Source organism: Nocardioides terrigena (assembly GCF_003047265.1).
Classification (GTDB): Bacteria; Actinomycetota; Actinomycetes; order Propionibacteriales; family Nocardioidaceae; genus Nocardioides; species Nocardioides terrigena.
Genome location: NZ_PZYY01000005.1, coordinates 326,729 through 350,606 on the forward strand (window position 1 = coordinate 326,729; position 23,878 = coordinate 350,606).

Annotated in this window: 21 protein-coding genes; 15 read left to right on the plus strand and 6 right to left on the minus strand. The window is 71.9% G+C overall.

What is annotated here, in order from left to right; all coding sequences use genetic code 11:
* Position 1: 1 nt before the first annotated feature.
* Both thrC and DAE25_RS13130 read left to right on the plus strand, forming a co-directional pair.
* Positions 2–1,282 carry a threonine synthase gene (gene thrC, locus DAE25_RS13125; protein WP_107766623.1) on the plus strand — a complete coding sequence of 427 codons (1,281 nt, stop codon included), beginning with the start codon at positions 2–4 and terminating at the stop codon, positions 1,280–1,282.
* Between the two features lie 20 nt (positions 1,283–1,302).
* The gene (locus DAE25_RS13130; protein WP_056887047.1) at positions 1,303–1,578 is read left to right on the plus strand and encodes a MoaD/ThiS family protein; all 276 of its coding nucleotides are present in this window, start codon (positions 1,303–1,305) and stop codon (positions 1,576–1,578) included.
* Between the two features lie 17 nt (positions 1,579–1,595).
* Here DAE25_RS13130 and DAE25_RS13135 read toward each other — a convergent pair whose 3' ends face one another.
* Positions 1,596–2,090 (minus strand): GDYXXLXY domain-containing protein, encoded by a 495-nt coding sequence (locus DAE25_RS13135; RefSeq protein ID WP_107766624.1) that lies wholly within the window; start codon positions 2,088–2,090, stop codon positions 1,596–1,598.
* Positions 2,087–3,295, minus strand: coding sequence for a DUF2157 domain-containing protein (locus tag DAE25_RS13140; RefSeq protein ID WP_159083721.1), 1,209 nt, complete (start codon positions 3,293–3,295; stop codon positions 2,087–2,089). Before DAE25_RS13140 ends, DAE25_RS13135 begins: the two co-directional genes overlap by 4 nt.
* 148 nt (positions 3,296–3,443) lie before the next feature.
* On the opposite strand from DAE25_RS13140, the gene DAE25_RS13145 reads away from it, so the two are divergent.
* Positions 3,444–4,328: an SGNH/GDSL hydrolase family protein gene (locus DAE25_RS13145; protein ID WP_107766626.1), complete on the plus strand. Its 885-nt coding sequence runs from the start codon at positions 3,444–3,446 to the stop codon at positions 4,326–4,328.
* On the opposite strand, the gene DAE25_RS13150 is transcribed toward DAE25_RS13145, so the two are convergent.
* Together DAE25_RS13150 and DAE25_RS13155 are read right to left on the minus strand one after the other, a co-directional pair.
* Complete coding sequence (locus DAE25_RS13150) at positions 4,301–4,828, minus strand: DUF5994 family protein (protein WP_107766627.1); 528 nt, start codon at positions 4,826–4,828, stop codon at positions 4,301–4,303. The genes DAE25_RS13145 and DAE25_RS13150 overlap by 28 nt on opposite strands.
* Positions 4,829–4,910: 82 nt before the next feature.
* On the minus strand, positions 4,911–6,275 hold the full coding sequence (locus tag DAE25_RS13155) for a rhodanese-like domain-containing protein (protein ID WP_159083722.1): 1,365 nt from the start codon (positions 6,273–6,275) through the stop codon (positions 4,911–4,913).
* Positions 6,276–6,371: 96 nt separating this feature from the next.
* Between DAE25_RS13155 and DAE25_RS13160 the strand changes: the two genes are divergently transcribed.
* From DAE25_RS13160 to DAE25_RS13185, 6 genes are all read left to right on the plus strand, one after another.
* Positions 6,372–6,980 (plus strand): LysE/ArgO family amino acid transporter, encoded by a 609-nt coding sequence (locus DAE25_RS13160; protein ID WP_107766629.1) that lies wholly within the window; start codon positions 6,372–6,374, stop codon positions 6,978–6,980.
* A 33-nt stretch (positions 6,981–7,013) separates the two neighbouring features.
* The gene (locus tag DAE25_RS13165; RefSeq protein WP_107766630.1) at positions 7,014–7,904 is read left to right on the plus strand and encodes a methyltransferase; all 891 of its coding nucleotides are present in this window, start codon (positions 7,014–7,016) and stop codon (positions 7,902–7,904) included.
* Entirely contained in the window at positions 7,901–8,761 is an 861-nt protein-coding gene (locus DAE25_RS13170) for an ATP-grasp domain-containing protein (RefSeq protein WP_107766631.1), read from the plus strand. Before DAE25_RS13165 ends, DAE25_RS13170 begins: the two co-directional genes overlap by 4 nt.
* Positions 8,762–8,766: 5 nt before the next feature.
* A complete protein-coding gene (locus DAE25_RS13175) occupies positions 8,767–9,231 on the plus strand; it encodes an OsmC family protein (RefSeq protein ID WP_107766632.1) in 465 nt (154 codons plus the stop codon).
* Positions 9,232–9,424: 193 nt separating this feature from the next.
* The gene (gene groL, locus DAE25_RS13180; protein WP_107766633.1) at positions 9,425–11,062 is read left to right on the plus strand and encodes a chaperonin GroEL; all 1,638 of its coding nucleotides are present in this window, start codon (positions 9,425–9,427) and stop codon (positions 11,060–11,062) included.
* Positions 11,063–11,163: 101 nt separating this feature from the next.
* Positions 11,164–11,559 carry a RidA family protein gene (locus tag DAE25_RS13185; RefSeq protein WP_107766634.1) on the plus strand — a complete coding sequence of 132 codons (396 nt, stop codon included), beginning with the start codon at positions 11,164–11,166 and terminating at the stop codon, positions 11,557–11,559.
* 16 nt (positions 11,560–11,575) lie between these two features.
* On the opposite strand, the gene DAE25_RS24145 is transcribed toward DAE25_RS13185, so the two are convergent.
* Entirely contained in the window at positions 11,576–14,167 is a 2,592-nt protein-coding gene (locus DAE25_RS24145; protein WP_199907571.1) for a multicopper oxidase domain-containing protein, read from the minus strand.
* Complete coding sequence (locus tag DAE25_RS13195) at positions 14,167–14,862, minus strand: helix-turn-helix transcriptional regulator (RefSeq protein WP_234411028.1); 696 nt, start codon at positions 14,860–14,862, stop codon at positions 14,167–14,169. The genes DAE25_RS24145 and DAE25_RS13195 overlap by 1 nt, the downstream gene beginning before the upstream one ends.
* 66 nt (positions 14,863–14,928) lie before the next feature.
* Between DAE25_RS13195 and DAE25_RS13200 the strand changes: the two genes are divergently transcribed.
* The 6 genes from DAE25_RS13200 (at position 14,929) to narI (ending at position 23,877) form a co-directional block, all read left to right on the plus strand.
* Positions 14,929–15,735: a DUF2249 domain-containing protein gene (locus DAE25_RS13200; protein ID WP_107766635.1), complete on the plus strand. Its 807-nt coding sequence runs from the start codon at positions 14,929–14,931 to the stop codon at positions 15,733–15,735.
* 116 nt (positions 15,736–15,851) lie between these two features.
* The gene (locus DAE25_RS13205) at positions 15,852–17,102 is read left to right on the plus strand and encodes an MFS transporter (protein ID WP_199907572.1); all 1,251 of its coding nucleotides are present in this window, start codon (positions 15,852–15,854) and stop codon (positions 17,100–17,102) included.
* Positions 17,099–20,818, plus strand: coding sequence for a nitrate reductase subunit alpha (locus DAE25_RS13210; protein WP_107766637.1), 3,720 nt, complete (start codon positions 17,099–17,101; stop codon positions 20,816–20,818). The genes DAE25_RS13205 and DAE25_RS13210 overlap by 4 nt, the downstream gene beginning before the upstream one ends.
* A 1-nt stretch (position 20,819) precedes the next feature.
* Positions 20,820–22,466, plus strand: coding sequence for a nitrate reductase subunit beta (gene narH / locus DAE25_RS13215; RefSeq protein WP_107766638.1), 1,647 nt, complete (start codon positions 20,820–20,822; stop codon positions 22,464–22,466).
* On the plus strand, positions 22,466–23,146 hold the full coding sequence (gene narJ / locus DAE25_RS13220; RefSeq protein ID WP_107766639.1) for a nitrate reductase molybdenum cofactor assembly chaperone: 681 nt from the start codon (positions 22,466–22,468) through the stop codon (positions 23,144–23,146). Before narH ends, narJ begins: the two co-directional genes overlap by 1 nt.
* The gene (gene narI, locus DAE25_RS13225; protein ID WP_107766640.1) at positions 23,143–23,877 is read left to right on the plus strand and encodes a respiratory nitrate reductase subunit gamma; all 735 of its coding nucleotides are present in this window, start codon (positions 23,143–23,145) and stop codon (positions 23,875–23,877) included. Before narJ ends, narI begins: the two co-directional genes overlap by 4 nt.
* Position 23,878: the final 1 nt, after the last annotated feature.

Consider the following 23,878-nt stretch of genomic DNA (forward strand, 5'->3'; position numbering starts at 1 on the left):
CATGACTGCCGTTGCAGAGAACACCAGCCAGAAGACCGGCCACACCCTGCGCGAGGGAGCCTTCGGCAACGCCCGGGCGCTCGCTTGTCGCGAGTGCGGCCACGAGGTCGAGCTCGGCCCGTTCTACGCGTGTCCGGAGTGCTTCGGCCCGCTGGAGGTCTCCTACGACTTCCCGGTCGTCACCCGCGAGGAGATCGCCGCCGGGCCCAACAACATCTGGCGCTACAAGGCGCTGCTGCCGGTGCCCGACGACATCGAGCAGAGCAAGAACACCGAGCCCGGCTACACCCGGCTGCTCAAGGCCCACAACCTCGGCCGCGAGCTCGGCATCGACAACCTGTGGGTCAAGGACGACTCGACCAACCCCACCAACTCCTTCAAGGACCGCGTCGTCGCCTGCGCCCTGAGCGCGGCCATCGAGCTCGACGCCAAGGTCTTCGCCTGCCCCTCGACCGGCAACCTGGCCAACGCCGTCGCCGCGGCCGGGGCCCGGGCCGGGATCAAGACGGTCGTCTTCATCCCGAGCAACCTGGAGAAGCCCAAGCAGGTCAACTCGGCCGTCTACACCGACAACCTCGTCGCGGTGAACGGCAACTACGACGACGTCAACAAGCTGGCCTCCGAGATCGCCGGCGAGGAGGAGGGCTGGGCGTTCGTCAACGTCAACGTCCGTCCCTTCTACGCCGAGGGCTCCAAGACGCTGGGCTACGAGATCGCCGAGCAGCTCGGCTGGCGGCTGCCCGACCAGATCGTCATCCCGGTGGCGTCCGGCTCCCAGCTGACCAAGGTGCACAAGGCCTTCCAGGAGCTCATCACCCTCGGCCTCGTCGAGGACAAGCCCTACAAGGTGTACGGCGCCCAGGCCACCGGCTGCTCGCCGGTCTCGGTCGCCTACAAGGCCGGCGTCGACGCGATCCGCCCGGTCAAGCCCGACACCATCGCCAAGAGCCTGGCCATCGGCAACCCCGCCGACGGCATCTACGTGCTCGACATCTGCCGCCAGACCGGCGGCGCCGTCGAGGACATCAGCGACGACGAGGTACGCGAGGGGATCCTGCTCCTGGCCCGCACCGAGGGGATCTTCACCGAGACGGCCGGCGGCACCACGGTCGGCGTGCTCAAGAAGCTCGTCGAGAGCGGGCAGCTCGACCCCACCCTCGAGACCGTCGTCATCAACACCGGGATGGGCCTCAAGACCCTCGACGCGGTCTCCGACCACGTCGGCCCGCGCGCGACCATCGACCCGTCGTACGGTGCCTTCACGGCCGCCGGCATCGTCTGATTCGTCCAGGAGAGACACCCGTGAGCGTTTCCGTCCGCATCCCCACCATCCTGCGCACCTACACCGGCGGCGAGTCCGAGGTGAGTGCGTCCGGCACCACGCTGGCCGAGGTGCTCGACGACCTCGACGCCCGCTACGCCGGGATCAAGGGCCGCATCCTCGACGAGGCGGGCAGCCTGCGCCGCTTCGTCAACGTCTACGTCGGCAACGACGACGTGCGCTTCCTCGACAACCTCGACACCGCGACCCCCGACGGCACCCAGGTCTCGGTCATCCCGGCGGTCGCGGGGGGCTGAGCTCCCCCCGCGGGCGCTCACTCAGCGCGGACGTCCATGAGCGCGGCGTTGCCGCGGGAGTCGATCCGCACCTCGGCGACCGCGCCGTCGCGCAGGACCCGCTCCATCTCGGCGGCCTCGTCCTGCGGGAGGAACCAGCTCTCGATGCCGCAGCGGATCTGCCACACGGAGTCGTCGCAGGCGAGGTAGGTGCCGGAGTCCGGGCGCTCCCGGAGGTAGTCGGTCGCCACGCTGTGGCCGTCCTCCTCGGTGAGGACGATGTAGAGCGCGCCGCTCTCGCCGTCGTCCATCGAGCCCTGCCCGCCCCCGCCGTCGGAGGAGCGGTCGTGCCGCAGGTCGGGGTAGCCGAGGGTCACGTAGGCCCCGCGGAAGGGGTCGATCGGGTCGACGGGCTCGACGCGGAAGGTGTGCGTCTCACCGGTGGCACGGGCCGAGATCTGGGGGGCGACGCCGACGACGACCAGGGCGGCCTGGACGGCGACGACGACCCCGACGGTGAGCAGACGGTTCATGAGTCGGCTCCTTCGAGGTTGGCGGAGATCCCACGGCGGGCCCGGTCGAAGAGGAACCCGGTGCCCAGGAAGACCAGGCCCAGGACGACGAAGAGCCACGCGCCCTGGATGATCGCGGCGAAGACCGCGAAGCTCTGGAAGGTCGTGAAGACCACCAGGGCGGTCATCGCGATCGCGGTGAGGGCCGGGGTGTCGCGCAGCGTGCCGAGGGCAGCGAGGCCGACGGCCACGACGACGTACGCCGCGACGCCCACGGCGGCGTGCGCCCAGTCGGCCGCGTCCACCGACGAGGTGTCGGTCCCGGTGTCCCAGAGCACCATCAGCACGGAGAACGCGAGGACGCCGAGCGCCCCCAGCGGCTCGAGACGGGCGGTGCCCCGGGCGAGGGCGAGCGCCGCGGTGGCCGCGGCCAGCGCGGCGACCAGGCCGAGGACGAGCCACACGTTCCACTCGAAGCCGTCGGTGGTCGTGTAGGGGATGGCCGCCGCGAACAGGGTGACCATGGCCAGCGCGCAGCCGACGGTGCGCCAGACGGCCGCGAAGCGCTCCAGCCCGCGGTCGTGCACGACGGCCAGCGACACGGCCAGCACCGATGCCGTGCCGATCGCGAGCACCGCACCGGCACCGCTCCCGGCCCCGGCCAGGGGCTGCCAGATCCACCAGACGAGACCGGTGGCGATGCCGACCAGCAGCGGCGTCACCGCGCGGGTCAGGTAGGCGTGCAGGAGGGTGCCGGCCGACCAGAGCCCGAGGAGCAGCGGCTCGTAGGCCGGCACCTGCATCGACTGTGCGGCCTGGAAGATCGTCGCACCGAAGGTCAGCGCGGCGAGCAGCCGCAGCGCGCCGAGCACGCCCGGCGTCAGCCGGGGTGCCGCGAGCTCCCCGCCGACGAGGAAGGCCAGCCAGAACGCCGCCACGACGGCGAAGCGGAGCAGGGGCGGCAGCTGGTCGAGGTTCGCGGCGACCAGCCAGATGAGGCCGACGCCGACGAACAGCGCCCCGAGGGCGAGGAGGAGGCGCCCGAGCGAGAAGCGCCGGGTCTCCGAGACGGTGCGGTAGCGATCGGAGATGGCGGCGGCCTGGGTGGCGTCGACGATGCCGGCGGACTGCCAGTCGGCGAGCTCGCGACGCAACCAGCCGAGCTGGACCGCGGTCGCGTCGCGACGGTGGTCGTGCGGTTCCCTCTGCGGGGTGGAGGTGGTCATGCGTTCACCATCTCTCTTCCGGGAGGCCCGCACATGAGTACGAAGTCCTGTTCCGCTCGTCCGTTCGGACCAGTCCCGTCGCGTCCCCGACGGCCGCCCCTCGACCGCCGTTGGCCCGGCGTTGGGTCGCGTCTGGTTGAAAGCGCCCATGACGACGAGCGGGACCGCGCGAGGCTGGGCACGGCTGGGACTGGGCGCGGCGACCCTCGGCGCGATCGCCGGCGCCGCGGCGTACGGCGCGCGCGAGCTGCTCACCCGCCAGGCCGCCGTCGCCCGCACCCGCATCAACCACCACGCTCTCGGGGAGGTAGCCCCGGACGCGGACAAGGTCTGGAAGAAGCGGTACGGCGACCCGGTCGAGCTGCTCGTCCTCGGGGACTCGATCGCGGCCGGGCTCGGTGCCGACGCGCCGAAGCACACGCTCGGAGGTGGCCTGGCCAGGCGCGTCGCCAAGCGCACCGGGCGCGCCGTCCGCCTGCACACCGCGGCCCGGGTCGGGTCGGAGAGCTCCGAGCTGGCGGGGCAGCTGGCCGGACTCCCGCCGGGCTACCGCGCCGACGTCGCCGTCGTCGTGGTCGGTGGCAACGACGTGACCCACCGGGTGCCCACCGCAGACTCGGTGCGACACCTCACCGACGCGATCGAGCTGCTGGGCGCGCGGGGGACCCCGGTCGTGGTGGGGACCTGCCCGGACCTCGGCGCCCTGCGGCCGGTGCCCCAGCCGCTGCGCTCCCTCGGGTCCCGGGCGTCACGCCAGCTGGCGGCCGCCCAGCGCGACGCCGCCCTGGCGACCGGTGCCCGCGCGGTGTCGCTGGCGCACGTGGTCGGCCCGTTCTTCATCACCAACCCCGACGAGATGTTCAGCCTGGACCGGTTCCACCCCAGCACCCACGGCTACAAGCGGACGGCGTCGGCGATGCTGCCGTCGGTGCTGGCCGCGCTCGGGTACGCCGAGACGGTGCCGTTCGGGCACCACGCGCCGGCGCGGTCACCCGGGCAGGGGTCTCAGCCGGACGGTTCGGCAGTCTCGTAGCCCCACCCGGCGCTGCCGTCGTCGCGCCACCGGTCGCGGGGGTCGACGTCGGGCTCGTCGGTGACGGCTCGCAGGAGGTCGGCGGCGGCGTGGGAGTTGCCGGGCGTGGCGGCCGCGAGCAGGGCCTCCTCGCCGTCCGCGTCGTTGAAGTCCGGCGGCACGACGAGGAGTCGCAGCGTCGTGCCGTCCGTCGTCCGTACGTCGACGTGGTGCGTGTCGTCGTGCGGCAACGCGCCGGTCTCGACCTGACGCCCGGTGACCGTCACGTGGGGGACGGCGCCGTCCCAGTCGGGCGGTGAGAACAGCACGCGGGTGATCCGCCCGACCTGGGCCGGGAAGTGGTCGACCAGGTCGGCGACCTCGGTGGCGAGGTCGCGACCCCGTGGCCACCAGCCACCGTCGAGGTGGCCGGCTCCGGCCGGAGTCACGAGGCGGAGGCGGAGGGGACCGCGGGAGACCGCCGTCGTGGACGCAGGGAGGGACGGGGTGGGCGTCGGCATGGCGACCGCCTTCTCGACCGGTGGCCGCGCTCCGGCGGAGGCGGTGGGCGGGTCGTTGTCCTCGACCCTACGTCCTCGGCGATCAGGCCGCCGGGCGGCTGGCCACGGTCGGGAGGCCGATGGACTCGATGGCGTCCCAGTCGTCGGTCACGAGCACGACGTCGCGACCGCGGCGGGCGAGCAGGCTGGCCGCGATGGCGGCCCGGAAGCCGCTCCGGCAGTGCACCCACACCTGGCCCGCGGGGAGGCGCCCGATCGCGCCGTCGAGGTCGTGCAGGGGGATGTGCATCGAGTCGGGCAGGTGCGAGGCGTGGTACTCCGCGTCGAGGCGCACGTCGAGGGTGACGCTGCCACGCGGGCTGCGCGAGTACGTCGCCCAGTCGGCGACGCGGTAGTCGGTGCTGTCGAGCCAGGTGTCGACCGGGCCGAGGAGGTGCGTGGCCCGCACCGTCATCCCGATCTGGGCGAGGTCGTGCACCCCGGCGGCGAGGTCGTCGGTGGAGTCGCTGACCAGGACGACGTCGGTGCCCCACGGCACCAGCCACCCGGCGTACGTCGCGAGCTGCGGGCAGTCCTCGATGTTCACCGAGCCGGTGAGGTGGGCGCGGGCGAAGTCGTGCCGCGAGCGGAGGTCGAGCACCCAGGAACCCGCGCGGACCGCGGCGTGCACCGCGACCTCGTCGACCTCGCTCGGCGGCAGCACCGGCGTCGCCCCCGCGCCGGCCCGGTTGAGGGCGGACATGTGGCGGTAGTAGCGGGGGACCGGGCCGAAGCCGGCCACGAGCGCCTCGACGTAGGTGTCCCGCGTGGTCCGGAGCACGGGGTTGGTCTCGCGCTCGTCGCCGATGGTGCCGTGCACGCCGTCCCCGGGGACGGTGGCGGCACAGAGGCTGCCGAAGCCGTGGGTGGGGTGGAGGGCCACCCTGTCGTCGAGGGCACCGAGCTGGCGGGCGCTCTCCCACTGGGCGCGCCCCATCATCCGGCTCAGCAGCGGGTCGACCAGGTCGGTGCGACCGACCGTGCCGTGCAGCAGGCTCCCGCCGGAGAACACGGTGCGGGCCCCGGACTCGGGATCGGTCACCAGGAACGACTGGTGGTGCAACGTGTGGCCCGGCGTCGACAGGACCTGGACGACCAGGTCGCCGACGCCGAGGATGTCGCCCCCGCGCACGCCCAGGCGGTCGACGTGCACCCGCTCGTCGGCGGAGAGCCAGTAGTCGGCCCCGTGCCGTCGGGCGAGGGCCGGGGCGCCGGAGACGTAGTCGTTGTGCACGTGGGTGTCGGCGACCGCCGCGATGCGGACGCTGGCCTCCTCGGCGGCGAGCTCGAGCGGGCGCCAGTCGCGCGGCGGGTCGACGACCAGGGCGTGCGCCCCGTCGTGGACCAGGTGTGCGTGGTTCCCCAGCTCCGGGACCTCGACGACGATGACCTCCATGACGCTCCCCACTGTCTAAAGTCAACCAACTTACTTATATTAAACCAGACGCGAGCCTCGTTCCGGCGCAGCGGTGGCGGAACGGCGTGCGCCGCCTAGCCTCGGGCCGTGCCCACCACCGTGCTCGCCGGCTTCCTGACCGGTCTCTCCCTCATCGTCGCCATCGGGGCCCAGAACGCCTTCGTGCTGCGGCAGGGGATCCGGCGCGAGCACGTGGGAGCGGTCGCACTGCTGTGCTCGGCCGCCGACGCGGCGCTGATCCTCGCCGGGGTGACCGGCGTCGGCACGATCGTGGAGCGGGTGCCGGTGGTCCTGGACGTGGTCCGCTGGGCGGGGGCGGCCTTCCTGCTCGGCTACGCCGTCCTCGCCCTCCGGCGCGCGGTGCACCCCGGCGAGCTGCACGCGGCCACCGGGGGCGCGCGGGTCGGGCTGCGCCCGGTGCTGACCACGGCCGCCGCGCTCACCTTCCTCAACCCGCACGTCTACCTCGACACCGTCCTGCTGCTCGGCTCGATCGCCAACCAGCACGGCGACGACGGGCGCTGGTACTTCGCGGCGGGGGCGGTGCTGGCCAGCTTCGTGTGGTTCTTCGGGCTCGCGTACGGCGCGCGCCGCCTGGCGCCGCTCTTCGCCCGGCCCGCGGCCTGGCGGGTGCTCGACGGGGTGATCGCCGTCGTGATGGCCGCCATCGCGCTCTCCCTCGTCCTCGGGGGGTGAGGGCGGCCGGCCCCCGGTCGTTAGGGTTCCGTCGTGGTCTCCCTCTCCCCGCACAAGGTCGTCTCCGCCGTGCGCCGCCGCCTCCCCGGCGCGACGCCCGAGGGCGCCGTACCGCCCGCCAGCGAGACGGCGGAGCCGACACCGGAGCAGCGGCGTCGCGAGCGCCGGCGCCGGCTGCGGGCGATGTCCCTCACCGAGCTGGCCGAGGAGTTCGGCACGGACAAGTGGGGCGTGCACCGCTACACCCCGCACTACGAGCGCCACCTGCAGCACCTGCGCCGTCGGGAGTTCACCCTGCTGGAGATCGGGGTGGGCGGCTACGCCCGGCGCAAGCGCAGCGGGGCGTCGCTGAAGATGTGGCGCTGGTTCTTCCCGCGGGCGACGATCGTCGGTCTCGACATCGAGGACAAGTCCTTCATCGACCAGGGCCCGATCGTGACCTACCGCGGTGACCAGACGGACCCCGACGTCTTCCGCCGGATCTTCGAGGAGCGGGGCGTCCCGACGGTCGTCATCGACGACGGCAGCCACGTGCCGGCCCACGTCCGCGAGACCTTCTCCATCGTCTTCCCGCTGCTCCCCGACGGCGCGATCTACTGCATCGAGGACACCCAGACGTCGTACTGGCCCGCCTGGGGCGGCCAGCTCGACCCACGGGCCCGGGGGACGTCGATGGACATGGTCAAGGACCTCGTCGACGGCCTCAACCACGAGGAGCTGCTCGTCGAGGGCTACGAGCCGACCTACACCGACACCCACGTCCGGGCCGTGCACTGCTACCACAACCTCGTCGTCATCGAGAAGGGTGACAACCGCGAGGGCACCAACCGCGACACCAGCTCCGGGCACTTCCACGGCAGCTCGCCCGACCCGGCTGCCAGCCCCGCTGGAACCCCCGTTGCGACCCCGGAGGAGACCCCGTGACCGTCCTGCTGGCCACGTGTGCCGACCTGCCCCACGGCGAGCCCGGCAGCGAGGCGCTCGACGCCGCCCTGGCCGCCCGCGGGATCGACCACGCGTGGGCGGCGTGGGACGACGACGCCGTCGACTGGGACGCCGCGGACCTGGTCGTCGTCCGGTCCACGTGGGACTACGCCACGCGCGCCGGGGAGTTCCTCGACTGGACCCGCTCGCTCGACCAGTCCCGCCTCCTCAACGGGGCCGACGTCTTCTCGTGGAACCACGACAAGGCCTACCTCGCCGACCTCGGGACGCTCCCGGCGGTCCCGACCCGCCTCGCGTCCTCGTCGACGGAGTTCGCCGCCGCGATCGACGAATTCGGCACGGCGGTCGTCAAGCCGCGCGTCAGCGCCGGCGGCGCCGGCCTGATCGTGGTCTCGGACCCGCTCGACCCCCGCCTCGGCCAGACCCTCCGCAGCCACCCGACGTACCCACCGGTCGGCGGGCCGTGGATCGCGCAGCCGCTCGTCGAGTCGGTGCGCACCCGCGGGGAGGTGTCGGTCTTCGTCATCGGGGGCCGGGTGGTCTCCCAGGTCGACAAGCTGCCCGCCGGCGACGAGGTGCGGGTGCACGAGGAGTTCGGCGGGGCCTCCCGGCCGGTGCCGATCGACCCGGTGGTCGCGGAGGTCGCCTCGCTCGCGGACGCCTGGCTGGCCGAGCGCTTCGGACGCCCGCTCGACTACGTCCGCGTCGACCTGCTGCTCCACGACGACGAGTGGGTGGTCTCCGAGCTCGAGCTGATCGAGCCCGGCCTCTACCTCGACGTGCTCCCCGCCAACGCCGACCCCTTCGCCGACCTCGTCGCCGCCCGGTTGGGGTGAGCCGCATGGAGCACACCTACGCCCTCGACCTCGAGTGGCAGGGCAACCGGGGCAGCGGCACGAGCGGCTACCGGGACTATGCGCGCGACGTGGTGCTGCGGGCGGCCGGCAAGCCGGCGCTCGAGGGCTCGGCGGACCCGACCTTCCGCGGTGACGCCTCGCGGTGGAACCCCGAGGAGCTGCTCGTCGCGGCGCTGGCCCAGTGCCACCTGCTGTCCTACCTCCACATGGCGGTCACCCACGGCGTCGTCGTGACGTCGTACGCCGACTCGCCCGTCGGCACCATGGCGCAGCAGGGGATCGGCGGACACTTCACCCGGGTGCTCCTGCGCCCGGTGGTGACCGTCGCCGACGAGTCCCAGGTCGAGGTGGCCCTGCGGATCCACCGCGAGGCGGGCGAGGCGTGCTTCATCGCGTCGTCGGTGAACTTCCCGGTGGAGCACGAGCCGACGGTCCACGTCGGGCCCTGAGCTGTTTGCACTCGCCCGGGTCGAGTGCTAAACATGAGGCTGGCACTCTCATCAGGAGAGTGACAACTCGGCATCGGTGATCGCTGAGGTCCGCACGTCGACGGGAATGGTCCGTCGGTCCGTGCGGGTCGTCCGTCGCGGGCAGCCCACCGACGCCACCCACACAGACTCATCACGAAGGAAATCGCTGAGTATGGCCAAGCTGATTGCTTTCAACGAGGAAGCCCGTCGCGGCCTCGAGCGCGGGATGAACACCCTCGCCGACGCGGTGAAGGTGACCCTCGGCCCCAAGGGCCGCAACGTCGTCCTGGAGAAGAAGTGGGGCGCCCCCACGATCACCAACGACGGTGTCTCGATCGCCAAGGAGATCGAGCTGGAGGACCCCTACGAGAAGATCGGCGCCGAGCTGGTCAAGGAGGTCGCCAAGAAGACCGACGACGTCGCCGGTGACGGCACGACGACGGCCACCGTGCTGGCCCAGGCCATGGTGCGCGAGGGCCTGCGCAACGTCGCGGCCGGCGCCAACCCGATGGGCCTCAAGCGCGGCATCGAGGCTGCGGTCACCGCGGTCTCCGAGCAGCTGCTCTCGATGGCCAAGGAGGTCGAGACCCGCGAGCAGATCGCGGCCACGGCCACCATCTCCGCCGGTGGCGACACCACCGTCGGTGACGCCATCGCCGAGGCGATGGACAAGGTCGGCAAGGAAGGCGTCATCACCGTCGAGGAGTCGAACACCTTCGGCATCGACCTCGAGCTGACCGAGGGCATGCGCTTCGACAAGGGCTACATCTCGGCCTACTTCGCCACCGACCTCGAGCGCATGGAGGCGGTGCTGGAGGACCCCTACATCCTCATCGCCAACTCCAAGGTCTCCACGGTCAAGGACCTCCTCCCGCTGCTGGAGAAGGTCATGCAGTCCGGCAAGCCGCTGCTGATCATCGCCGAGGACGTCGACGGCGAGGCGCTGTCGACCCTGGTCGTCAACAAGATCAAGGGCACCTTCAAGTCGGTCGCCGTCAAGGCTCCCGGCTTCGGTGACCGCCGCAAGGCCATGCTGCAGGACATCGCCATCCTCACCGGTGGCCAGGTCATCTCCGAGGAGGTCGGCCTCAAGCTCGAGTCGGCCGGCATCGAGCTCCTCGGCCAGGCCCGCAAGGTCGTCATCACCAAGGACGAGACCACCATCGTCGAGGGCGCTGGCGACCAGGGCCAGATCGAGGGCCGGGTCAACCAGATCCGCGCCGAGATCGAGAAGTCGGACTCCGACTACGACCGCGAGAAGCTGCAGGAGCGCCTGGCCAAGCTGGCCGGCGGTGTCGCGGTGATCAAGGTCGGCGCGGCCACCGAGGTCGAGCTCAAGGAGCGCAAGCACCGCATCGAGGACGCCGTCCGCAACGCCAAGGCTGCGGTCGAGGAGGGCATCGTCGCCGGCGGCGGCGTGGCCCTCGTCCAGGCGGGCACCGAGGCCTTCGTCAAGCTCGACCTGTCGGGTGACGAGGCCACCGGCGCCAACATCGTCAAGGTCGCCATCGAGGCCCCGCTCAAGCAGATCGCGATCAACGCCGGTCTCGAGGGTGGCGTCGTCTCGGAGAAGGTGCGCAACCTGACCCCGGGCCACGGCCTCAACGCGGCCACCGGCGAGTACGTCGACATGATCGCCGAGGGCATCATCGACCCCGCCAAGGTGACCCGGTCCGCCCTCCAGAACGCCGCCTCCATCGCGGCGCTCTTCCTCACCACCGAGGCCGTCGTGGCCGACAAGCCCGAGAAGGCTCCCGCCATGGGCGGCGGCGGTGGCGACATGGGTGGCATGGGCGGCATGGACTTCTGAGTCCACTGCTTCACTTTTCACTGCTCCACCAGCAAGGCCCTCACCTCCGGGTGGGGGCCTTGCTCCATCTCCGGTGGCCGGGGGTTTGGCACAGTGCCCCCATGAGCCCTGTCGAGCTGCTCCGGTCCCCGACCCTGACCGACTCCGCGCCCTACGCCTACGCGTCCCGTGTCGGCGACCTGGTGTTCACCGCAGGGGCCTGCCCGCTGGACGACGACGGCGACGTGGTCGCACCCGGTGACGTGGCCGAGCAGGCGCGGCAGGTGATGGCCAACCTGGTCACCGCCCTGGCCGACGCCGGCTGCGGCCTCACCGACGTCGCCCGGACCACGGTGTACGTCGCGTCCCCCAACCGTGCCGACCTGGTGGCCGCGTGGGACGTGGTGCGCGCAGCCTTCGGCGACCACGACGCCCCGAGCACCCTGCTCGGCGTCGCGGTGCTCGGCTATCCCGACCAGCTCGTCGAGGTGGAGGCGATCGCCGCCCGCTCGTCCTGAGGCTCGCCTGCGCGCCTCAGTCGGTGACCCGCAGGATGCCGTGGGCGCCACGCTCGGCGTCCACCATCACGTGCGAGACGAACGGGTAGTCCCCGGGCTCGTCCAGCGACAGCTCGACGAACCCGCCCTGCGAGGGAGCGAGGGCCAGGCTCTGAGCCCCACCGCTTCCGCCGCGCAGCAGCCAGGAACCCTCGGCGTACGTCGCGTCGAGCTGCGCCCCGACGACGTGGAACGACGTGGCCCGGCTGGGACCCGCGTCCAGCACCCAGATCCGGACCCGGTCGCCGGCGCGCACTCGCAGCGGCCGGTGGTCGTACTGGTCGGCGTAGCCGTTGAAGACCACCAGGTCCGGATCCTCGGCGCTCGCCTTGTCGGCATCCACCTCGCCACCCTCTGGCCCCAGGTAGAGCTCGGACTGCACGAGCAGGAACGACCGGTCCACCGGCGCGAGGTCGCGCGGCTCGATGACGACCGCGCCGAAGAGCCCGTTCGCGATGTGGGCCGACATCGGCATCGTCGAGCAGTGGTACATCCACACTCCGGCCCGCTCGGCGGTGAACCGGTAGACGAGCCGACCACCCGGCGGGATCGTGCGCATCACATCGTCGGGGGCGCGCTCGCCGGCGTGGAAGTCGATGGAGTGTCCCAGCGTGCCGTCGTTGACCAGGGTGATCACGAACCGGTCGCCCACCCGCCCGTGCAGCGTCGGGCCGGGCACGGATCCGCCGTAGGTCCACAGCTGCTGGGTGATCCCCGGAGCGACCTCCCGTACGACGTCGCGCATGTGCAGTGTGCGCCGGTGCACGCGTCCCTGCGGCTCCAGTGGCAGCGCCGGGTCGTGGGGCCGGAACGACGAACCGGGGGTCGTCCCGGGATCCGGGCCGGACCCCTCGTGCTCGGAGTGCTCAGAGTGCTGGGAGTGCGCGGCCGGCGCGGCGGGACCGTCGCCGGACGTACCGCCGACGACGCGGACGGCGAACGCCATCCCCATCTGGTGGTGGCCGACGACCGAGCACCAGCCGGCGACGTCGCGCCCCACCACGCCGACGTCCAGCGTGGCCGACTCGCCGGGGGATAGCCGCCCGGTGTCGCTGCCGTCGTCGAGGACCAGGTCGTGCACGTCCTCGTCGTCCGTGTTGCTCAGCTCGATGACCAGCCGGTCACCGGCGGGCACGTCGACGGAGGCGGGGTGGAAGCGCATGTCCCGGGCCTCGACCTCGACCACGGTCGTGTGTCCGGTCGGCGTCGCCCGGGCGGCGACCGGTGTGCCGACGAACGTTCCCAGGCCACGGTCCACGGCCACGCCTCCCGCCGCGGCCACGAGCACCACCGCCACCCCGAGGGCCGCCTGGCGACGTCGGTGCCCCACCGGGGACGCCTGGGGCGGCGGCTCGCGTCGACCCGACCGCACGGCCCGGGACGCGCGGAGGGCGAGCGCGAGGAGGGGCAGGAACGACGCCAGGGAGACCAGGGCGACCGTGGACGCCAGCACCCGGACGGCGGGAGCCACCGGCAGCACGCACACCAGCAGGGCGGCGTTCGTGGCCGCGACGCGGAGCAGCCCGCACCGGTCGAGCACCGTGGTGGCGGCCCGGACCGGTCCGGGGCCGCCACCGAGCGCGACCGGGACCAGGTAGGACAGCGCCCCGAGGAGCAGCTGGGCCCCGAAGCCGGCGGCGAGGAAGGGGGTGAACCACGTGAACCGGGAGTCGACGTCGGCCCAGGAGCCGGCGGTCAGCACCACGACGACGAGGGAGACGAGGCAGCCGGTGAGCCACACGACGGCAGCGGCCACCGAGTACGCCGGGAACGAGCGCGGCGGGGCGGAGCGGGCCGCCGACACGAGGCCGCGTACGAGCAGGCCCAGCCCGGCGAGGTACGCGAGGTAGCCCAGCCCGGTGACCGGGCGGAGGTCGGCGACCGCCCCCGCGGCCGCGGCCAGGACCCCGGCCACCAGCAGGGGGAGCGCCCGGGCGGCCGCCTGCTCCGCCCCGTCCGCGATCCGGGTCCGGAGGATCGTCGGCCCGAGCGTCACCAGGGTGCCCAGTGCGGTGATCCCGATCCAGCCGAGGACGTTGACCGAGGCGTGCGCGACCAGCAGGCGGGTGTGCCACGGATCGGCCTGGACACGGGCGAGCGCAATGCCCAGCCCGGCACCGACGGCCAGCAGCGCCGCCGCCGCGACGTAGTACCGGACCGTCAGGTCGAACCGGCCGGGCAGCGCGGCCCGCAGCCTGGCCACGAGCGTGAGGGCGTGCCATCCGACCGCCCCCACGACGGCCGCCGCGCCGGCGACCGTCACCGGCCACACGGTGCTGACGATGCCGACGCCGACCAGGAGCACGCCGACGTTGAGCAGCGCCAGCCGTCGGTCCTGCCCCGTCCGGTCCCGGTCCTCGCTCCGCGTGCGCAGCAGTGCGTCGGTGAAGTAGCGGCTCCACACCACGATGGCGTGGGTCGCCGCGCCGAGCAGCAGGAGGTGGATCAGCAGCCAGCGTGGCACCGGCAGGAAGGGGTGGGCGAGCGCCACCAGGACCGTGGCCGCCAACCAGCCCACCACCGGCAGGTCGCGCATCGGCCAGAAGCCGCGGCCACGTGCGACGGCCATCAGGGGGCTTCGTCGAGGGGCGGGACCACGAGGAGGCACGCGCCCGGCGCCGCGAAGGGCACGAGGTCGCTGCCGGCGGGGTCAGCGCCGTACTCCTCCAGTGCGCCCCGGACGAGCCCGAGGTGCACCCCGCACACGACCTCGGGGTGCCGGTGGGCCGCCGCGAGGAGCGGGCAGCGCGCCAGTCGGACGCGCGACGGGTCTTCCGCGTCCTGGTGCGGGTCGAAGCCCAGGTCCTCCAGGAGATCCAGAACGGCACCCCGGGCGGCCGCCGGATCCGGCGCCGCCCCGGCCCGGTCGCGGGCGAGCTCGTGCCCCCACGCCTCGCCGGCCGCGGCGGCGTCCTCGCCGGGGTGCCGACTGGTGCGGGCGATGGACGCGGCCAGGGCGGCCGCGAGGCCGGCGTACTCGCTCGTGGACTCCTCGGAGATGGCGTCGTAGAGCCAGGCCGGCCGGCCGCGGCCGTTCGGCTCGGCGCGCACGCGGCGGGCCAGCCCCGACCGGACCAGGGCGTCGAGGTGCTCGCGCACCGTGTTGCCGTGGAGCCCGGTGATCGTCACGAGGGCGGCCTGGGTGACCGGCTCGGGCTGGGCGCGCAGGTGCTCGAGGATCGCCGACCGGGAGAGGGACAGCGGCCGACGGGGGGTCGCGGGACGCGGCCCGAGACCGGCTCGGGAGCGCTGATTATTTTCCACGGAGTAGATTGTAGTAAAAAGAATCACGGGTCGCACCCCCGGACCCCCGGACGAAGGAGAGGGACCATGACCGAGAACCTGACCATCGCCACCGACGAGGCCGACGCGCGAGCCGCCGAGGCGGTCGAGCGGCACCACGCGCAGATGGCGGGTGCCCTCGCGCTGAAGGCCGAGTCGCTGGCTGCTACCGCCCGTGCCAATCGGCCCGATGACCTCGAGGAGGTGCGCCTGGACCTGGTCCGGTGGTGCCGCGACGAGCTCGTGCCGCACGCCCTGGCCGAGGAGTCGACGATGTACCGGGCCGCCGGCGAGATGCTGCCGGCCCGGCTGCTCGTCGAGGCGATGCTGGTCGAGCACCAGCGGATCATCGCCCTGGTCGACGCCCTGGAGGCCACCACGGAGGCCGTCACCGCAGCCGGCCTCGCCCGGGCCCTGCGCGAGCTGTTCGAGGCGCACCTCGCCAAGGAGAACGACCAGGTCCTCCCGCTCCTCGTCGCCAGCCCCGACGTGTCGGTCGCGGAGCTGCTGGGTGGCCTGCGCGAGCTGCTGGGTGGCGAGGACGCCGCGACCGGCGTACGGGACGAGGCAGAGGGTGGCTGCGGCAGCGACGGCCACGCCTGCGGCTGCCACGAGGCCGACGCCGCGGGGCATCCCGAGCTGGACGCCAGGGCGGTGCCGCACGCGATCCGGCACGCGACGATCTTCGGCGCCCTCGACGCCGTGCGGCCGGGCTCGGGACTGGTCCTGGTCGCTCCGCACGATCCGCTGCCCCTGCTGGCGCAGCTCGAGCACCGGGAGCAGGGCGCCTTCGACGTGGACTACCTGGAGCGTGGACCCGAGGCGTGGCGACTGCTGCTGGTACGACGTGGCTGATCCGGGCCGTCCGGCGGTGCCGAGGGGACGTAGGTCCCTGTGACGCGCCCGCACCGACCGCGATGGTGGACAGGCCGCGCCGCAGGCGTTAGGCATGGGACACGAGGGGAGATTCGATGAGTCAACGATCCGCACGACGCCACACGGGCGAAGCTCTTTCCGCGACCGGCGAACGCGCCGGTTCGCCCACGCTGATGCTGGCCATGGCGACGCTGGGATTCGCCGTCAACTTCTGGGCGTGGGCGCTGATCAGCCCGCTTGGCCCGATGTTCCGCGAGACGGGCTCGCTCGGCGAGCTGAACGAGTCCGACGTGGCGCTCCTGGTCGCGGTCCCGGTGCTGGTCGGCTCCCTCGGGAGGATCGTGGTGGGAGCGCTGACCGACCGTTACGGCGGTCGCGTGATGTTCCCGCTCATCTCCGCGATCACCATCGTGCCGGTCCTGTTCATCGCCTTCGTCGCCCTCGACTCCTACGCCCTGCTGATCGTCGGCGGTTTCTTCCTCGGCATCGCCGGCACCGCGTTCGCCGTGGGAGTGCCGTTCGTCAACGCCTGGTTCCCGCCCGAGCGCCGGGGCCTGGCCATCGGCGTCTTCGGCGCCGGCATGGGCGGCACCGCGATCAGCGCCCTCACCACGGTCAAGCTCTACACCAACGTGGGCGAGACGGCGCCGTTCCTCATCACCGCGGCGGTCCTGGCGGCGTACGCCGTCGCCTCGTGGCTGGTGCTGCGCGACGCCCCGGGCCGCGTGGTGCCCACCACCTCGCTCGCGTCGCGCCTCGTCGCCAACGCCAAGCTGCCGATCACGTGGCAGGCCTGCATCCTGTACGCCGTCGCGTTCGGCGGGTACGTCGCCTTCTCCGTCTACCTCCCGGCGTACCTGAAGACCGCCCACGGGCTGACGCCGGCCGACGCCGCGAACCGGATGGCCGGCTTCGTCGTCGTCGCCGTCATCATGCGTCCCGTCGGCGGCTGGCTCTCCGACAGGTTCGGACCGATCCCGGTCCTCGCCAGCGTGTTCGGCCTCGTCACGGTCTGCGCCGCGATCTCCGCCGGGACCCCGCCGCTCGAGGGCATCGGGACCGTGGCCTTCCTCCTGATGGCCGGCGCCCTCGGCGCCGGGAGCGGCGCGACGTTCGCCCTCATCGCCCGGGCCACCGACCCCAGCCGGGTGGGCGGGGTCACCGGGCTGGTCGGCGCCGCGGGCGGGCTGGGCGGGTTCGTCCCGCCGCTCATCATGGGCTACGTCTACGGCCAGACCGACTCCTACGCCATCGGCCTGTGGCTGCTGGCGGCCACCGCCGCACTGACGCTCCTGCTGACCCTCACCGTCGTCCGTCGTACCGCCACCGCATCGGAGACCGCATGACAGCGCTCGAAGGCCCCCTCACGTCGGCGCTGATCGGGGGCCGGACGTTCTTCACCAAGGCGACCGCGTCCGAGGACGGCCGGGCGCTCTTCAAGAAGGGGGGTCGCCAGGGGGACGCGTTCTACCGCGACCGCTGGAGCCACGACAAGGTGGTCCGCTCGACGCACGGGGTCAACTGCACCGGCTCCTGCTCGTGGAAGGTCTACGTCAAGGACGGGATCATCACGTGGGAGGCGCAGCAGACCGACTACCCCTCCACGGGCCCCGACAAGCCCGAGTACGAGCCCCGCGGCTGTCCCCGCGGTGCGGCCTTCAGCTGGTACACCTACAGTCCGACCCGGGTGCGCTACCCCTACGTCCGGGGCGTGCTGCTGGAGCTCTTCCGTGCCGCGAAGCAGAAGTACGGCGACCCCGTGGTCGCGTGGGGCTCGATCGTCCAGGACGAGGAGCAGGCCCGGCTGTACAAGAAGGCGCGCGGCAAGGGCGGCCTGGTCCGCGCGTCGTGGGACGAGGTGGCCGAGATCGTCGCGGCGGCCCACGTCTACACCGTCAAGCGCTGGGGCCCGGACCGGATCGCCGGGTTCTCCCCGATCCCCGCGATGTCGCCGGTCTCCTACGCCTCCGGGTCGCGCTTCCTGGAGCTCATCGGCGCCCCGATGCTGTCCTTCTACGACTGGTACGCCGACCTGCCCAACGCCTCGCCGCAGATGTTCGGCGACCAGACCGACGTGCCCGAGTCGGGGGACTGGTGGGACGCCGGCTACCTCATCATGTGGGGCTCCAACGTCCCGATGACCCGCACCCCGGACGCGCACTGGATGACCGAGGCGCGCTACCGCGGCCAGAAGGTCGTCGCCGTCGCCCCCGACTACGCGGAGAACGTGAAGTTCGCCGACGAGTGGGTCACCACCGCCCCCGGCACCGACGGGGCCCTCGCGATGGCGATGGGCCACGTGGTGCTCAAGGAGTTCTTCGTCGACCAGGACGTGCCGTTCTTCACCGACTACAACAAGCAGTACACCGACCTGCCGAACCTCATCTGCCTGGAACGGGTCGACGACGGCGGCGGCGGCACCCCGGTCTGGCGTCCCGGCAAGTACCTCGTCGCCGGCGACATCGAGCACCCCGAGGGCGGCACCGAGAACGCCATGTGGAAGCCGGCGGTCATCGACGCCCGCACCGGCGAGGTCCGCATCCCGCAGGGCGCCATCGGCCACCGCTTCGGTGACGAGGGGCTGGGCAGGTGGAACCTCGAGCTGGGCGACATCGACCCGGCGCTCACGATGTACGCCGACCACGAGGGCGGGACCCGCGAGTCCGTCGAGGTGGAGCTGCCCCGCTTCGACGACCCCGACGGCAAGGTCCGCCGGCACCGCCGCGGCGTACCGGTCGCGCGGGTGGGGGACCGGCTCGTGACCACGGTCCTGGACCTGATGCTCGCCCAGTACGGCGTCGCCCGCGACGGCCTCCCGGGGGAGTGGCCGACGGGCTACGACGACCCGACGGACCCCGCGACCCCCGCCTGGCAGGAGACCCACACGGGCGTCCCGGCGGCCCAGGTCGAGCGCCTGGCCCGCGAGTGGGCGCAGAACGCCATCGACACCGAGGGCCGCGGCATGATCCTGATGGGGGCCGGCGTCAACCACTGGTTCCACTCCGACCAGATCTACCGCGCGATGCTGGTGCTCACCACGATCACCGGCTGCCAGGGCCGCAACGGCGGCGGCTGGGCGCACTACGTCGGCCAGGAGAAGATCCGCCCGATCATGGGCTTCCAGCACATGGCCTTCGCGCTGGACTGGCACCGCCCGCCGCGCCACATGAACCAGACGGCGTACTGGTACGTGAACACCAGCCAGTACCGCTATGACACCTTCAGCGCCGACGACCTGGACGCCGGCACCGGCATCTTCGCCGGCCGGACCGTGATGGACCTGCTGGCGCAGTCGGTGCGCCTGGGCTGGAGCCCGAGCTACCCGACGTTCGACCGCAGCTCGCTGGCCCTGGCCGACGACGCGGACGCGGCGGGCATGGAGGCGCCGGCGTACGTCGCCCAGGAGCTCAAGGCGGGCACCCTGAAGTTCGCGGTGGAGGACCCCGAGGCGGAGGACAACCACCCGCGCATCCTGTCGCTGTGGCGCTCCAACCTGCTGGGCTCCTCCGCCAAGGGCAACGAGTACTTCCTGCGCCACCTGCTCGGCACCGACAGTGCGGCGACCGCGGTGGAGGCGCCGCCCGAGATGCGACCCCGGGACGTCGCGTGGCCCGACGAGGCTGCCGAGGGTCGTCTGGACCTGCTCACCACGATCGACTTCCGGATGACGAGCAGCACGATCTTCAGCGACGTCGTCCTGCCCGCGGCCACCTGGTACGAGAAGCACGACCTGTCGACCACCGACATGCACCCCTTCATCCACTCGTTCAACCCCGCGATCGCCCCGCCGTGGCAGACGAAGTCGGACTGGGACACGTGGAAGGTCATCGCCGAGAAGTTCTCCGAGCTCGCGGTCACCCACCTCGGCACCCGCAAGGACGTGGTGGCCAAGCCGCTGTGGCACGACACCCCCGAGGCGATGGCGACCGAGCACGGCGTGGTCAAGGACTGGAAGCTCGGTCCCGACCACCCGGACGGCTGCGACCCGGTGCCCGGGAAGACGATGCCCGTCATCGCGGTCGTCGAGCGCGACTACACCCAGGTCTTCGAGAAGATGACGTCCATCGGCCCGCTGCTCGAGAAGGTCGGCATGCTGACCAAGGGCGTCGCGTACGACGTGAAGCGCGAGGTGGACATCCTCCGCACCCGCAACGGCGTCGTCCACGGGGGCGCCGGGGACGGCCAGCCGAAGGTCGAGACCGACGTGCAGATGGCCGACGCGATGCTGCACCTGGCCGGGGTGTCCAACGGCCACCTGGCGACCCAGGGGTTCCGGTTCCTGGAGAAGCGCACCGGCACCGAGCTGGCCGACCTCGCCGCCGAGCACGAGGGCAAGCAGATCACCTTCGCCGACACCCAGGTCGCGCCCGTCCCGGTGATCACGTCACCGGAGTGGTCGGGCTCCGAGTCGGGCGGTCGTCGCTACGCGCCGTTCACCATCAACATCGAGCGGCACAAGCCGTTCCACACCCTCACCGGCCGCCAGCAGTTCTACGTCGACCACGACTGGTTCCTCGGGATGGGCGAGATGCTGCCGGTGTATCGGCCACCCCTCAACATGACCGCGTTGTTCGGGGAGACGCCGATCGGTGAGCAGAACGAGCTCGGCGTGTCCGTGCGCTACCTGACGCCGCACAACAAGTGGTCGATCCACAGCGAGTACCAGGACAACCTCTTCATGCTGTCCCTCTCGCGCGGCGGCCAGTCGGTGTGGATGTCCGACCGGGACGCGGCCAAGGTCGGGATCAAGGACAACGACTGGATCGAGATGGTCAACCGCAACGGCGTGGTCGCCGCCCGGGCGATCGTCAGCCACCGGATGCCGGAGGGCACCGTCTACATGCACCACGCCCAGGACCGGCTCATCGACGTGCCGCTCACCGAGCGGGACGGCAAGCGCGGCGGGATCCACAACAGCCTCACGAGGATCCTGATGAAGCCCAACCACATCGTGGGGGGCTACGCCCAGCTGTCCTACTTCTTCAACTACATCGGCCCGATCGGCAACAACCGCGACGAGGTCACCATGATCCGCAAGCGGACCGCGAAGGTGGAGTACTGACATGCGTGTGATGGCGCAGATGGCCATGGTCATGAACCTCGACAAGTGCATCGGGTGCCACACCTGCTCGGTCACCTGCAAGCAGGCGTGGACCAACCGCTCCGGCACCGAGTACGTCTGGTTCAACAACGTCGAGACCCGCCCCGGCCTCGGCTACCCGCGGACCTACGAGGACCAGGAGGAGTGGCAGGGCGGCTGGGTGCGCAAGCCCAACGGCCGGATCGCGCTCCGATCCGGCGGCCGGCTCAAGAAGCTCCTCACGATCTTCTCCAACCCCAAGCTCCCGTCCATCCAGGACTACTACGAGCCGTGGACCTACGACTACGAGACGCTGCTCAACTCACCGCAGACCGACACGTTCCCCGTCGCCCGGCCCAAGAGCCTGCTCACGGGCAAGGACATGAACGTCGAGTGGTCGGCCAACTGGGACGACGACCTCGGCGGCTCGCAGGAGCACGCCGTGCGCGACGTGATGCTCCGGGGCATCGAGGACAAGGTCAAGATGGAGTTCGAGCAGACCTTCATGTTCTACCTGCCCCGGATCTGCGAGCACTGCCTCAACCCGTCCTGCGCGGCCTCCTGCCCCTCCGGCGCCATCTACAAGCGCGAGGAGGACGGCATCGTCCTCGTCGACCAGGACCGCTGCCGCGGCTGGCGCATGTGCGTGTCCGGCTGCCCGTACAAGAAGATCTACTTCAACCACAAGACCGGCAAGGCCGAGAAGTGCACGTTCTGCTACCCGCGCATCGAGGTCGGCATCCCGACCGTGTGCGCGGAGACGTGCGTGGGCCGGCTGCGCTACATCGGCCTCGTCCTCTACGACGCCGACAAGGTGCTCGAGGCCGCGTCGATCGAGGACGAGCACGCCCTGTACGACGCCCAGCGCGGCTGCTTCCTCGATCCCGAGGACCCCGACGTACGACGTGCGGCCGAGGTGGCCGGCATCCCCGCCGACTGGATCGAGGCCGCCCGGAAGTCGCCGGTGTGGGCGCTGATCAACAAGTTCGAGGTCGCTCTGCCGCTGCACCCGGAGTACCGCACGATGCCGATGGTCTGGTACATCCCGCCGCTCTCGCCGGTGGTCGACGTCGTCCGGGACACGGGCGAGGACGCGGAGGAGCGCGGCAACCTGTTCGCCGCCATCGACACGCTGCGCATCCCCGTCGAGTACCTCGCCAACCTGTTCACCGCCGGTGACCCCGAGCCCGTGACCCGGGTGCTCAAGAAGCTCGCGGCGATGCGTTCCTACATGCGCGACATCAACCTCGGACGCGACCCGGACGACTCCATCCCCGCGTCCGTGGGCATGTCGGGGGAGACGATGTACGAGATGTTCCGGCTGCTCGCCATCGCCAAGTACGACGAGCGCTACGTCATCCCGTCGGCGCACGCGGAGCAGGCGCACGCCCTCGAGGAGCTGGCCACCGACTGCCCCGTCTCGGACCAGGGCGGCGGCCAGCAGGACCTGTTCGGCGAGGGGTCGGGCTACCCGACGCCGGTCGCGGTGGAGAACTTCCGGATGCTCCAGGACCGGCAGACGTCCGACACGCTCGCCTCGCCGGGCGACAAGGCGTCGCGGGTCAACCTGCTCAACTGGGACGGCAAGGGTGCCCCCGACGGCCTCTTCCCGGCGCGGAAGGACGACTGATGTTCCCCTTCACCCGCACGCATGCCAGGCCCGACACCGCACGCCCGGTCTGGGCAGCCCTGTCGGTGCTGCTCGACTACCCGACGCCCGCGCTCGTGGCATCGCTGGACGCCGTCGAGGCGCTGGTGCCCGGCCACGCACGCCTCGCGCCCCTCATCGCCCACCTGCGCGACACCGAGATCGGCCAGCTGCAGGAGGAGTACGTCGCCACCTTCGACCACACCCGCAAGTGCGCGCTCTACCTCACCTACTTCTCGTACGGCGACACCCGCCGTCGCGGGATGGCGCTGGTGCACTTCAAGGAGGCCTACCGCGCGGCGGGGGTCGAGTGGGACGAGTCGACCGGCGAGCTGCCCGACCACCTGTGCGCGGTGCTGCAGTTCGGCGCGACCGTGGACGCCGACGCGGCGTGGCGGCTGCTCCTGGACCACCGGGCGGCAGTGGAGATGCTGCGGCTCGCGCTGACCGGCTGGCGCAACGACGACGGCACGACGGGGTCCCCGTGGGCCGGGGCGCTGGTCGCCCTGTGCGACACCCTGCCGACCCTCCAGGGGGACGAGGCCGACGCCGTACGACGCCTCGTCGAGCAGGGGCCGCCGGCCGAGGAAGTCGGCCTGGAGGGCTACGGCTCCACGCCGATCATCGCGCCCGCCACCATCCCCGTGGGAGCACCGAGATGAACGTCTTCCTGTGGGTCATCGTCCCCTACCTGTGCCTGGCGACCTTCGTGGTCGGTCACGTCTGGCGCTACCGCTACGACAAGTTCGGGTGGACCACCCGGTCCTCCCAGCTCTACGAGGACCGGCTGCTGCGGCTCGGCTCGCCGCTGTTCCACTTCGGCATGCTCGGCGTCGTCGGCGGCCACGTGATCGGGCTGCTGGTGCCGCGGTCGTGGACCGCGGCGATCGGCATCGACGACCACCTCTACCACTACGTCGCGGTGGGCGGCGGGCTCGTTGCGGGGGTGGCCGCGCTCGTCGGGATGACGATCCTGATCTACCGGCGACGCACCGTCGGCCCCGTGTTCTCGGCCACCACCGTGATGGACAAGGTCATGTACGCCTTCCTCGGCGCGGCCATCGTGCTGGGCATGTGGAACACGATCGCGGGCTCGATCTTCAGCCTGGGCGGGGAGTACAACTACCGCGAGGGTGTCTCGGTCTGGTACCGCTCGTTCCTCGCCTTCCAGCCCGACGCCGAGCTGATGGCCGACGCGCCGATCGGGTTCCAGCTGCACGCCCTGGTCGCGTTCGGGCTCTTCGCGCTCTGGCCGTTCACCCGGTTGGTGCACGTGTTCAGTGCCCCGATCGGCTACCTGACCCGGCCCTACATCGTCTACCGGTCCCGTGACTCCCGGCCGGGCCAGCCCGGCAGCACGCCGTCGCGGCGCGGGTGGGACCGGGTGGGCTGAC